This window comes from Ciceribacter thiooxidans, assembly GCF_014126615.1.
Lineage (GTDB): Bacteria > Pseudomonadota > Alphaproteobacteria > Rhizobiales > Rhizobiaceae > Allorhizobium > Allorhizobium thiooxidans.
Window position 1 is genome coordinate 422176 of the sequence record NZ_CP059896.1, and the last position, 12397, is coordinate 434572.

Below are 12397 nucleotides of genomic sequence, written 5' to 3' on the forward strand. Positions count from 1 at the left end.
GGAATCCGGCCCGTCATGCCGAATTCCGGGCTCCGCCCGCGTCATATTCGTCTTAGGCGACCGCCTCAGTCGTGGAACGCGTCCACGTCCTGACGGCTGCCGCGCAGGAAGGCATCGGCCACAAGCCGCAACGGCTGGAAATCGGCATCGCTCTGCCGCCCGCGGATGAGCGCCGCGAAACGATCATAGATGCCGGGATATTCACGGTCCGGGCCGGACGATGCCAGTGCCCCGTCTATATAGAGCTCGGCTCCGCCCTTTGAAAGGCGAAGTTCGCCGCCGTCCGTCTCGACCGTGATGTCCCAGGTCTGCGGGCCTTCCTGGCGCCAGTCGAATTCGGCGCTGATCGGGGCACCGGCCGCGCTCGCCATGGAGAGCGAAGCGGCGATCGGCTGCTGCCGGTTCGAGGGGAAGGACAGGGCGGCGTGATGTACGACGATCGCACCGGGAACAATGGCAGTCAGGATCGAGAGCGCGTTGATGCCCGGATCGAAGACGCCGAAGCCGCCGGCCTCCCAGATCCATGCCTGGCCGGGATGCCAGCGACGCACGTCTTCCTTCCAGACGATGGAGACGGATCTGATCGTCTTGCCGGCGAGCCACTGGCGAGCCGGCTCGACGCCGAGCGCGAAGCGCGAATGCCAGGTGGCAAAGAGCGTGACGCCGGCGGCGGACGCCATCGCGGCCAGCGCCTCGGCCTCGCCGAGCGTGGTCGCGGGCGGCTTTTCGAGAAGCACGTCGCGGCCAGCCTCGATCGCCTTGCGTGCCATGTCGAAGCGGACTTCCGGCGGCGTGCAGAGCGAGACCGCCGTCACATCCGGACGGGCCTTCAGGAAGGCGTCGAAATCCTCGAAGTTCTCGACGCCGTCGATCTTGCCGTGCCGGCTGACGGCGGCGGCGAGTTCGAAATCCTCGCCGCCGGCAATCGACGGCATGTGCTGATCCCGGGCGATCTTGCCGATGCCGACAAGCGCCAGTGAAATACGCTTGGACATGTCCTTCTCCTCAGTGCGAGTCGCGGCCGACGGGCGCGCCGCGGCAACCCTTCAGGAAGTCGAAATCGGCACCGGTGTCCGCGCCTTCCACATGGTCGTGGAAGAGGCGGGCATAACCGCTTGCCGGCGGTTCGACCGAGGGACGCCAGTCGGCGAGACGGCGCTGCATTTCCTCGTCCGAGATGTCGAGGTGCACGCGGCGAGCGTCGACGTCGATCTCGATGAAATCGCCGTTCTTGACGATGGCGAGCGGACCGCCGCGTGCCGCTTCCGGCGAGGTGTGCAGGAGGACGGTGCCGTAGGCGGTGCCGGACATGCGGGCGTCGGAAATACGCACCATGTCGGTGATGCCCTTGCGCAGCACCTTCGGCGGCAGGCCCATGTTGCCGACCTCGGCCATGCCCGGATAACCGCGCGGGCCGCAGTTCTTCATGACCATGACGCAGCTTTCGTCGATGTCGAGGCTCTCGTCGTTGATCTTCGCCTTGTAGTCGTCGATGTCCTCGAAGACCACGGCGCGACCGCGATGCTTCATCAGGTGTGGCGAGGCTGCCGACGGCTTCAGCACGCAGCCCTTCGGTGCGAGGTTGCCGCGCAGAACGACAATGCCGCCCTGCTGGGTCAACGCCCGTTCGACCGGACGGATGACGTCGTCGTTCCAGTTCCTGACGTCCTTCACCTCGTCCCAGATCGGGCCGCCGGAGACGGTGAGCGCGTCCTTGTGCAGCTTGCCCGCTTCGCCGAGCATCTTGATGACCACCGGCAGGCCGCCGGCGTAGAAGAACTCTTCCATCAGGTATTCGCCGGACGGCATCAGGTTGACGACGGTCGGAATGTCGCGGCCGAGGCGGTCCCAGTCGTCGAGCGAAAGGTCGATGCCGACGCGGCCGGCCATCGCGAGCAGGTGGACGACGGCATTGGTCGAGCCGCCGATCGCGCCGTTGACGCGGATGGCGTTCTCGAAGGCCTTCTTCGTCATGATGTCGGAAGGCTTCAGGTCGTCCTTCACCATCTGCACGATGCGGCGGCCGGAGAGCTGCGCCATGACCTTGCGGCGGCTGTCGACGGCCGGGATCGCGGCGTTGCCCGAAAGTGCCATGCCGAGGGCCTCGACCATGGAGGCCATGGTGGAGGCCGTGCCCATGGTGTTGCAGGTGCCGGAGCTGCGCGACATCGAGGCCTCGGCCTCCAGGAATTCCTCCTGGGTCATCTCGCCGGCCTTCACGGCTTCGGAGAATTTCCAGAGATGCGTGCCGGAGCCGACGCGCTCGCCGCGGAAGTAGCCGTTCAGCATCGGACCGCCGGTCACGACGATCGATGGCAGGTCGGTGGAGGCGGCGGCCATGACCAGCGACGGCGTGGTCTTGTCGCAGCCGACGAGCAGCACCGCGCCGTCGATCGGCTGGCCGCGCATCGCTTCCTCGACCGCGAGTGCTGCGAGGTTGCGGAACATCATCGCGGTCGGACGGAAGGTGTTCTCCGACGCCGAGAAGACCGGGATTTCGACCGGGAAACCGCCGGCTTCCCAGACGCCTGCCTTCACCTTCTCTGCGAGTTCGCGCAGATGGCCGTTGCAGGGGGTCAGGTCCGACCAGGTGTTGAGGATGCCGATGACCGGGCGTCCGTCGAAGAGGTCATGCGGATGTCCCTGGTTCTTCAGCCAGCCGCGGTGATAGATCGTGTCGCGGCTGGTGCCGCCGAACCAGTGTTGGGATCGAAGTTTGCGGGGCCAGGCCGCCGGTTTGAAAGCACTCATGACGTTTTCTCTGTCTCTTTCTGGGAGAGCCTGCCGCCCGACCGGCGGAAAACCCTCAGAGCATGTTGACGGTGACGGGTTGCTCCGCTGCACGAACGAGCCGGTTGCGCAGCGGCAGACCGAATTGCGGCGCTTCGATTTCGAAGATGTCGCCTTCCTTCGTCGTGAAACCGTCCGCGCAGGAGAGCGTGGCGGTTCCGAACATATGCACGTGGAGGTCCCCCGGCTGGCGGAACAGCGCATACTTGAAATGATGATATTCGAGGTTCGCGATCGTGTGGGACATGTTCGCCTCCCCGGAGAGGAAGGGCTTTTCCCAGACGGTCTTGCCGTCGCGCAGGATGCGTGAGGTACCCTCGACATGGTCGGGCAGGGCGCCGACCATGAGCTCCGGGCCAAAGGCTGCCGGCCGGAGCTTGGAATGAGCAAGATAGAGATAGTTGATCTTTTCGGTGACGTGATCGGAAAATTCGTTGGCGACCGAGAAGCCGATGCGGAAGGGCGTCCCGTCCTCGCCGATGATGTAGTAGCCGGCAAGCTCCGGTTCTTCTCCGCCATCGAGTGCGAAGGAGGGGGAAACGAGGTCGTCGCCGGGCGCCACGGCTTCAACGCCGGTGCCCTTGTAGAACCATTCCGGCTGGACGCCGGTTTCACCCGGCTTCGGTTTGCCACCTTCGATGCCCATGCGGAACATCTTCATGGAGTCGCTCATACCCGCGGTATCGGTGTGCATGCTGTCGCGCGCCGAGGCGGAGCCGGTGTGGGTGAGGCCCGTACCGGTGAGATACATGTGCGCCGGGTCCGGATGACGGACCGGGCAATCGAGCTTGCCGCCGGCGGCAAGTGCCGCGAGATCGACTGCATCGCCCGCTCCCTGGCGCTCGATGATCGCGGCAAGCGAAGCCTTGGCTGCGACTGCGGCCTTGGCGATTTCGTAGGTCGAGGCGAAGCCGGGAACGAGGCGCGCGGCGTCACCCTGGCGGCAAATCACGCCGCCAGTCTTCAATTGCGAGAGAAACATAAGCCTATCCTCAGACTGCTTTGTTCTTGTTGTAGACGTCGAAGTAGACAGCCGCGAGGAGCACGAGGCCCTTGATCAGCTGCTGGTAGTCGATGCCGATCCCCATGATCGACATGCCGTTGTTCATCACGCCCATGATGAAGGCGCCGATGACTGCACCGGTAATCTTGCCCACACCGCCGGATGCCGAGGCACCGCCGATGAAACAGGCCGCGATGACGTCGAGCTCGAAGCCGACGCCGGCCTTCGGGGTGGCCGAGTTCAGGCGGGCCGCGATGATCATGCCGGCAAGGGCGGCGAGAACGCCCATGTTCATGAAGGCATAGAAGGTCAGCCGCTCGGTATTGATGCCCGAAAGCTTCGCCGCCTTCTCGTTGCCGCCGAGCGCATAGATGCGACGGCCGATCGTCGAGCGGTTGGTGACGAAGGAGTAGAGCGCGATCAGCACGCCCATGACGACCAGCACGTTCGGCAGGCCGCGATAGGTCGCAAGCTGGAAGCCGAGGAAGAGCGCGACCGCACTGATGATCGCCATCTGCACGATGAAGAAGACGAAAGGCTCGTTCTCGGTGCCGTGCTGCTCGTTGAGACGGCGGTTCTTCAGGCCGGAATAGATCGCGAGAGCCACGAGCGCGAAGACGACGAGGAGCGCCACGTAGTTCTTGATCAGGCTTGTGCCCGGATCGGTGACCGACAGGAAATCCGGAATGAAGCCGGTCGAAAGAAGCGTGAATTCCTTCGGGAACGGGCCAATCGGTCGGCCTCCGAGGGCTACATAGGTCAGGCCTCGGAAGACCAGCATGCCGGCGAGCGTCACGATGAAGGACGGGATCTTCTGGTAGGCGACCCAGTAGCCCTGGGCCGCGCCCATCAGGCCGCCGAGCACCAGACACAGCGGCACGACGAGGGAGAAATGCCATCCCCACTTCACCAGCATGATCGCCGATATGCCGCCGATGAAGGCGACGATAGAGCCGACCGAAAGGTCGATGTGACCCGCCACGATGATCAGCAGCATCCCGAGCGCCATGATGACGATGAAGGAGTTCTGCAGCACCAGGTTGGTAATGTTGACCGGCTTGAACAGAACGCCACCGGTCAGGAACTGGAACAGCAGCATGATGATGACGAGCGCCAGCAGAAGACCGTATTCACGGATGTTGTGACGCAGGTAGTCGCCCACGGAGACCTTGGGGGTTTCGGTTCTTGTTTCGGTGGTCATTTAGTTTTTCTCCCCAGAGCGCATGATGGCACGCATGATCGACTCTTGGCTTGCTTCTCCCTTCGGAAGCTCGGCGACGATGCGGCCCTCGTTCATGACGTAGACGCGGTCGCAGGTGCCGAGCAACTCGGGCATTTCCGACGAGATCATCAGGATGCCTTTGCCCTCGGCGGCAAGCTGGTTGATGATGGTGTAGATTTCGAATTTCGCCCCGACGTCGATGCCGCGCGTCGGCTCGTCGAGGATGAGGACCTCAGGGTTGGTGAACAGCCATTTCGACAGCACGACCTTCTGCTGGTTGCCGCCCGAAAGGTTGACGGCTTCCTGGTAGATCGAGTGCGAGCGGATGCGCAGCTTGTTGCGGTAGCTCGAGGCGACCTGAGCTTCCTTGCGCTCGTCGATGACGCCGCTCTTGGAGACATCGCCGAGATTGGCGAGCGTCGTGTTCTTGACGATGTTGTTCTGCAGCACGAGGCCGAGCTGTTTGCGGTCTTCCGTGACGTAAGCGAGGCCGGCGTCGATCGCCCGCGGGATCGTGCTCACGTCGACCGGCTTGCCGCGCATCAAGACATTGCCGGTGATCTTGTGGCCCCAGGAGCGGCCGAAGATGCTCATGGCGGTCTCGGTACGACCGGCGCCCATCAGGCCGGCGATGCCCACGACTTCGCCCGCACGGACGGTCAGATTGACGTCATGCAGGAACTGCCGGTCGCGGTGGTTCTGGTGGAACACGTTCCAGTTCTTCACCTCGAGCAGCACGTCGCCGATCTTCGGCTCGCGTGGCGGGTAGCGGTCTTCCATGTCGCGGCCGACCATGCCCTTGATGATGCGGTCCTCGCTGATCTCCTGCGTGTGACAGTCGAGGGTTTCGACGGTGGTGCCGTCGCGCAGGATGGTGATCTGGTCGGCGACCTTGCGGATCTCGTTCAGCTTGTGAGAAATGATGATGGAGGTCATGCCCTGCTTGCGGAATTCCATCAGCAGGGTGAGCAGGGCATCGGAGTCGTTTTCGTTGAGCGAAGCCGTCGGCTCGTCGAGGATGAGCAGGCGAACCTTCTTGGAAAGCGCCTTGGCGATCTCGACGAGCTGCTGCTTGCCGACGCCGATGTCGGTAATGCGCGTGCTCGGAGAATCCTTGAGGCCGACCTTCGCGAGAAGCTCCTTGGTCCTTGCAAAGGTCTGCGGCCAGTTGATCACGCCATTGACGGCGATTTCGTTGCCGAGAAAGATGTTTTCAGCGATCGACAGCAGCGGCACGAGCGCCAGCTCCTGGTGGATGATGATGATGCCCAGTTCCTCGCTGTCGGAAATGGTGCTGAAGTGACGGACCTCGCCGTCGTAATGGATTTCGCCGTCATAGGTACCGGCGGGATAGACGCCGCTCAGGACCTTCATCAAGGTTGACTTGCCGGCGCCGTTTTCTCCGACCAGGGCGTGGATCTCGCCTTCGCGAACCTTGAGGTTGACGTTGTCCAGGGCTTTGACCCCGGGAAACGTCTTGGTGATGCTACGCATCTCGAGAATGATGTTGTCCATGTGCAGAATTCCAGCGCAGGCGGGCGACCAAGGTACAGCCGGCGGCGCAAGCTCCCTCAACGCGTATGATATAAAAACGGGCCCGCGAAAGGTCGCGGACCCGTCATGATCGCAAGGATCAGTTGTCGATCTGCTCGGCCGTGTAGTAGCCGGCGCCGACGAGGACGTCCTTGGCATTGGCCTTGTCGAGTGCGACCGGCTTCAGCAGGTAGGACGGAACGACCTTGACACCGTTGTTGTAGGTCTTCTCGTCGTTGATCTCCGGGGTCTTGCCGCTCATGATGGCATCAACCATCGAAACGGCGACCTTGGCGAGTTCGCGCGTGTCCTTGAAGACGGTCGAATACTGCTCGTCGGCGAGCATCGACTTGATCGAAGGCAGTTCTGCATCCTGACCGGTGACGATCGGCATCTTGAGGTCGCCGGAGCCGTAGCCGACGCCCTTGAGAGCCGACAGGATACCGATGGACAGGCCGTCATAGGGCGACAGAGCGCCGTTCAGCTTGTCTTCGGTGTAGGTCGAGGAGAGCAGGTTTTCCATGCGAGCCTGGGCGACAGTGCCGTCCCAACGCAGGGTGCCGACCTGGTCCATGCCCATCTGACCGGACTTGACGACGATGTCGCCGCTGTCGATCAGAGGCTGCAGAACCGACATCGCGCCATCATAGAAGAAGAAGGCGTTGTTGTCGTCCGGCGAGCCGCCGAAGAGTTCGACGTTCCACGGCTTGGTGTCCGGGAAGCGTTCCTTGAGGCCGTCGACGAGGCTGGTCGCCTGGAGAACGCCGACCTGGAAGTTGTCGAAGGTGGCGTAGTAGTCGACGTTGCCCGAATCGCGGATCAGACGGTCATAGGCAATGACCTTCACGCCGGAATCGGCAGCCTTCTGCAGAATGTCGGAGAGCGTCGTGCCGTCGATCGCAGCAATGACCAGAACCTTGGCACCCTTGGTTACCATGTTCTCAATCTGGGCGAGCTGGTTCGGGATATCGTCGTCGGCAAACTGCAGGTCCGGGCTGTAACCGGCTTCCTTGAACAGCTTCTCCATGGTTTCGCCGTCCGAGATCCAGCGGGTCGAGGTCTTGGTCGGCATCGAGATGCCAACCATGCCCTTGTCTTCGGCAAAGACGTTGGACGTAAAGGATGCGATGCTGATTGCGACAGACGCAATCAGAGCGCCGAGTTTCTTCATGGTAACCTCCCTGGTCATACCGTACGGCGCCAAGCCCCTCCTGGCGCCGCTGAAACAAGAACGGGTGGCTGGTTTCCCAGCCCCCAGCTCCCGAGGCGAGTTTTATCGCCCGCCATATATCGATCAAATGATTATTTTGACTTTCTGCATATCATAGTTGATATACAGTTCATGTCCGAAATTCACTTTCAGCGCCTGCAACCGAAGCATTTCAGCCTGATCCGCGCAGTCGCGGAGCTCGGACAGCTCAGTCTCGCCGCTCAGGCCCTGTCGATCACACAGCCCGCTGCCTCGCGAATGCTCGGGGATATCGAGAGGCTGGTCGACGCCCCGATCTTCGTCCGCACGCCGAAAGGGATGGAGGCGACGGCGGTGGGGCTGGCGCTTGCAAGGCGGGCGCGGGCGTTGTTGGAGGAGATGGACGAGGCGATCCGCGAGGTGGACGCGATCAAGCGCGGTCTCACCGGTACCGTTCGCGCAGGCGCCGTTACCGGTGGTGCGGTCGGCTTCATCGTCCCGGCCATCCAGGCGCTCAAGGCCGAGGCGGCTTCGGCTGACATCCACGTCGACGTTGCCTCGAGCGACGCCCTGATCGGCGACCTTCTGTCGGGCCAGCTCGATTTCGCGCTGGGACGCATTCCGGCGGGGGTCGATGCCCGGCAGTTCGATATTCTCGACGCACGAGTAGAGGAGGTGAACCTCCTCGTCCACGAGAGCCATCCGCTCGCTTATGCAGATGACTTGTCACTCTCGGACATCGTGCATTTCGCCTGGGTCATGCAGGCGCCCGGCGCCCCGGTGCGTCAGGCCGTCGAGAACGTTTTCATCGAATCCGGCGTGCCGATTCCTTCGAACATCGTCAACACGACGTCGCTGCTGGTGATGATCGCCATGCTCGCGTCCTCGAATGCCATCGCGCCGATGTCGCGGGAAGTGTCCGACCTGCTCTGCGGCGGCACCGGCACCGGCCTTTGCAAGCTCGACATCCGCGTACCGATCGTGGTGGCGCCCTATCACCTCCTCACGGTCAAGCGGAAGCAGATGACGCCGGTGGCGGCGCGGCTCCGCGATCTGGTGATGCAGGAGCTCTGTGCAACTCCCCGGTGGGCGGGCAGTCGATAGCAGCGGCGTCAGGTCGGGGTGAAGCGACCGAGCCTGTCCACGAGCGTCGCGATGGTGCCAGCGTCAGCATTGGCGAAGGCGAAGCGCAGGTATGCCTCCTGACGCTCGCCGAAATAGGCGCCGGGAATGCAGACCACGCCGGCTTTCCTGGCGAGCATTTCCGCCACCTCGGCGGATGTGAGGTTATCGAACGGATGTCGGATGAAGGCGAAATAGGCGCCAAGCGAGTCCATTTTCCATGCGGGAAGACGCGCCATCACGGTGCGGAGCGCCTCTGCCCGGGCGAGGATTTCGGCGCGGTTGGCGTTTCGCCATTCCCTGAGCGCCGGAATGGCTCTCGCGACCGCGGCTTGCGGCGCACGCGGCGCGCATATCTGCAAATTGTCCATGACCTTGGCGATCTCGCTGACCGTCCGCGCTCCGGCGGTGACGGCGCCGAGCCGGTGGCCGGGAATGCAGAAGGATTTCGAGAAGGAATAGAGCAGGATGAGGTTCTCCTCCCATCCCGCCACTGATAGCAGGTCGTGCGGCCGTTCATCCGCCGGCAGGAAGTCGCGATAAGTCTCGTCGAGGATAAGCCAGACGCCGGCTTCACGGCAGAGTTCGAAGATGTCCTTCAAGAGCGGACCCGGATAGACGGCACCCGTCGGGTTGTTGGGCGTGACGAGAGCGATCGCCTTCACGCCCTTGTTCAAGATCGCGCGTACCTCGTCGATCTGGGGCACGAAGCCGTCGGCGGCGGCGAGCGGCAGCAATTCACAACCGATGCCGAGCATCGCCAGTGTCGTCTCCTGATTGAAATAGAAGGGATCGGTCAGCGCCACCCGATCGCCGGCGCCGGCGACCGTCATGACGGCGGCCATGAAGGCCTGGTTGCAGCCGGAGGTGATATGGATGTTCCCGGCGACGACGGATGCGCCGTAGATTTCTGTCATCTCCGCGGCATAGGCATTGCGCAGCACATCCTCGCCCTCGATCGGCCCGTAGCCGGCGGTGGTCTTGGAGGCAGCGGCCTCGCCGAGCCATGCGAGCATGTCCGGATGTGGCGGGTAGCCGGGGACGGCCTGCGAGAGGTCGATCAGTGGTCCCGATGCACCGTCATAGGCGCGGCCCCAGGCGAAGACCGACGGAACCGGTGGTGGCGACAGCCGGGATACGAGCGGATTGAAGGAGGCGGAGGGCATGGTTCGTCGTCTTTCCAGTTTGCTTATCGCTTCTCGCTCTTGCGACGGGGCTTGGCGGCAAGTGTGGCCCGCGGGTGAGGCCGCGTCGAAAACGTGCCGGGCGGATCGGGTTGCGCGGGTGCGGTACGCGGCGCGCGGCTGCGGATGAGGTGGCGGGCCGAGGTGCTCGGGCGGGAGAGCCGCTCGTTTTCGATGGTCGAGAACATCCAGTCGATGAAGACCTTGGCGATCGGGGCCGAACGCACCTCGTTGCGGCAGGTGACGTAAAAGGCGTCGGAGGCCGGAACCGAGAGGTCGAAGGGGATGACGAGTTCGCCCGAGGCGATGAGGCTGCTTGCGGTGATGTTGTCGCCGAGCGCGATGCCCTGGCCGTGACGGGCCGCTTCGGTGGAGAGCCTCGCGTCGCTCATGAAGTGCTCCCTGAGCCGCGGCATGTCGAGCTGATCGGCCGCGGCAAGCCAGGTGTTCCATTCGCGTCCGTCGTCGCCGTGCAGCAGGACGTGGTCACGCAGATCGCGCACGGAGCGCAGAGGCCGGCTGTTGAGAAGCGTCGGACTTGCGACGGGGAAGAGGTCGAGGCTGCTCCACAGCCGCGCCCAGCAGTCGCGCCAGCCGCCCGGACCATAGAGAATGGCGACGTCGATGTCCGGCGATTGCACGAGTGCTGCGTCATTGCTGGAGGTGAGCGTCAGGCTGATCTCCGGATATTGCTCGCTGAAGGAGGCCATGCGCGGGATCAGCCAGAGCGAGAGCAAGGCGGGGACGCAGGAGACGCGGAGGTTGCCGCTGGTCGAGGGACGGTTGACCAGAGCCGTCGCCGCGGCGATGCCTTCGAAGGCGGACGAGACCGCAGGCAAGAGCAGGGCTCCCTGCGGCGTCAGCTTGAGCCTCTTGCCGCCGCGCTCGAAAAGGCTCGCCTTCAGGCTTTCCTCGAGCGTCCTGATCTGATGGCTCACCGCGCCGTGGGTCACCTTCAGCTCGCGTGCCGCGGCGGAAATCGAGCCGAGTCTCGCGGCAGCCTCGAAGGCGCGGAGCGGATTGAGCGGGGGCAGGCGCACGGTCATGGCTTTGGCACTTGTGAGTTTTTCTCACATGGATTGCTATTACATCGTCAATTGCATTTCCATCCCTTTTGCGGGGATAATGCTCATCATAGAGGCAGGACCAAGGACTGCTGTTTTGAAAGCCATATCGCTGCCGGGCCCGCCGGCCTGCTTTCGAAACGCAGGGAAAGGAACGAAAAGATGGTGTGGGATCCGACGAAACTCGAGGCGCTGCGGGCAAAATACGGCGGCGACGGAGCCGGCGAGATCTTCGACCCGAAGTTCGCCAGGGTCGGCGCCAAGATCTTCTCGAACGGCACCCGCGCGGCTCCCTATGCCGGCGTTCCGACCTTCCTCAGCGCCCCGCACCGCCAGGTCGATCCGCAGTCGCCTGATTTCGGCGATCTGCAGGTGGCGATCGTCGGCGTGCCGATGGACCTCGGCGTCACCAACCGTCCGGGATCGCGGTTCGGACCTCGGGCCCTGCGCAGCATCGACCGCATCGGCCCCTACAACCACGTGCTCGATTGCGCGCCGGTCTTCGACCTCAAGGTGGCGGATATCGGCGACGTGCCATTTTCCAGCCGCTACCGGCTGGAGCTCAGCCATGAGGACATCGAGCACTATCTCTCGAAGATCGTCGACGCCGGCGTGCTGCCTCTTTCGGTCGGTGGCGACCATTCGATCACCCAGTCGATCCTGAAGCCCATCGCCCGCAAGCACGGACCGGTCGGCCTCGTGCACATCGACGCCCATTGCGATACCGGCGGTCCGTTCGACCAGTCAAAGTTCCATCACGGCGGTCCCTTCCGCAATGCGGTCCTCGATGGCACGCTCGATCCGACCCGCACCATCCAGATCGGCATTCGCGGCCCGGCGGAATATCTCTGGGAGTTCTCCTACGAGTCCGGGATGACCGTCATCCACGCCGAAGAGATCACCGGCCTCGGCATGCCCGCGATCATCGAAAAGGCCAGGAAGATCATCGGCGACGGCCCGACCTATCTCTCCTTCGATATCGACAGCCTCGATCCCTCGATCGCACCGGGAACGGGTACGCCGGAGGTCGGCGGGCTCAGCTCGCGAGAGGTGCTGGAGCTCATCCGCGGGCTGAAGGGGATGAACCTCGTCGGTGGCGACGTCGTTGAGGTGGCGCCGCAATACGACGCCACCCACAATACCGCCCATGCCGGTGCGCAGGTTCTCTTCGAAATCCTGAGCCTGATGGTCTTCAGCCCGGCCGTCAGGGCGAGCTGAACCGGGAGCAAGAGACGGCCGGGCCTTGCGTGGACAAGAATCCCGGCTTCAACTGAGAGACGACAACCAGAA

10 protein-coding genes are annotated in these 12397 nt (G+C 63.4%); 2 read left to right on the forward strand and 8 right to left on the reverse strand.

Annotation, left to right across the window (positions count from 1 at the left end):
* Window positions 1-65 precede the first annotated feature (65 nt).
* The 6 genes from H4I97_RS01915 to chvE all read right to left on the reverse strand — a co-directional run bounded on the left by H4I97_RS01915 (window position 66) and on the right by chvE (window position 7719).
* Window positions 66-995, reverse strand: a complete 930-nt coding sequence (locus H4I97_RS01915) for a Gfo/Idh/MocA family protein (RefSeq protein ID WP_182306275.1) — start codon at window positions 993-995, stop codon at window positions 66-68.
* 10 nt (window positions 996-1005) lie between these two features.
* Entirely contained in the window at window positions 1006-2751 is a 1746-nt protein-coding gene (gene araD, locus H4I97_RS01920) for an L-arabinonate dehydratase (RefSeq protein WP_182306276.1), read from the reverse strand.
* Between the two features lie 55 nt (window positions 2752-2806).
* Window positions 2807-3772, reverse strand: a complete 966-nt coding sequence (gene araD1 / locus H4I97_RS01925) for an AraD1 family protein (protein ID WP_182306277.1) — start codon at window positions 3770-3772, stop codon at window positions 2807-2809.
* A 10-nt stretch (window positions 3773-3782) separates the two neighbouring features.
* Window positions 3783-4994: a multiple monosaccharide ABC transporter permease gene (gene mmsB, locus H4I97_RS01930; protein WP_182306278.1), complete on the reverse strand. Its 1212-nt coding sequence runs from the start codon at window positions 4992-4994 to the stop codon at window positions 3783-3785.
* Window positions 4995-6530 carry a multiple monosaccharide ABC transporter ATP-binding protein gene (gene mmsA / locus H4I97_RS01935; RefSeq protein WP_182306279.1) on the reverse strand — a complete coding sequence of 512 codons (1536 nt, stop codon included), beginning with the start codon at window positions 6528-6530 and terminating at the stop codon, window positions 4995-4997. It lies immediately after the preceding gene.
* 118 nt (window positions 6531-6648) lie between these two features.
* Complete coding sequence (gene chvE / locus H4I97_RS01940; RefSeq protein WP_182306280.1) at window positions 6649-7719, reverse strand: multiple monosaccharide ABC transporter substrate-binding protein; 1071 nt, start codon at window positions 7717-7719, stop codon at window positions 6649-6651.
* A gap of 171 nt (window positions 7720-7890) precedes the next feature.
* Here chvE and H4I97_RS01945 point away from each other — a divergent pair, with 171 nt between their 5' ends.
* A complete protein-coding gene (locus H4I97_RS01945) occupies window positions 7891-8841 on the forward strand; it encodes a LysR family transcriptional regulator (protein WP_182306281.1) in 951 nt (316 codons plus the stop codon).
* 8 nt (window positions 8842-8849) lie between these two features.
* Here H4I97_RS01945 and H4I97_RS01950 read toward each other — a convergent pair whose 3' ends face one another.
* Both H4I97_RS01950 and H4I97_RS01955 read right to left on the reverse strand, forming a co-directional pair.
* Complete coding sequence (locus tag H4I97_RS01950; protein ID WP_182306282.1) at window positions 8850-10025, reverse strand: aminotransferase; 1176 nt, start codon at window positions 10023-10025, stop codon at window positions 8850-8852.
* A gap of 23 nt (window positions 10026-10048) precedes the next feature.
* On the reverse strand, window positions 10049-11089 hold the full coding sequence (locus tag H4I97_RS01955) for a LysR substrate-binding domain-containing protein (RefSeq protein WP_182306283.1): 1041 nt from the start codon (window positions 11087-11089) through the stop codon (window positions 10049-10051).
* A 180-nt stretch (window positions 11090-11269) separates the two neighbouring features.
* On the opposite strand from H4I97_RS01955, the gene speB reads away from it, so the two are divergent.
* Entirely contained in the window at window positions 11270-12325 is a 1056-nt protein-coding gene (speB, locus tag H4I97_RS01960; RefSeq protein ID WP_182306284.1) for an agmatinase, read from the forward strand.
* Window positions 12326-12397 lie beyond the last annotated feature (72 nt).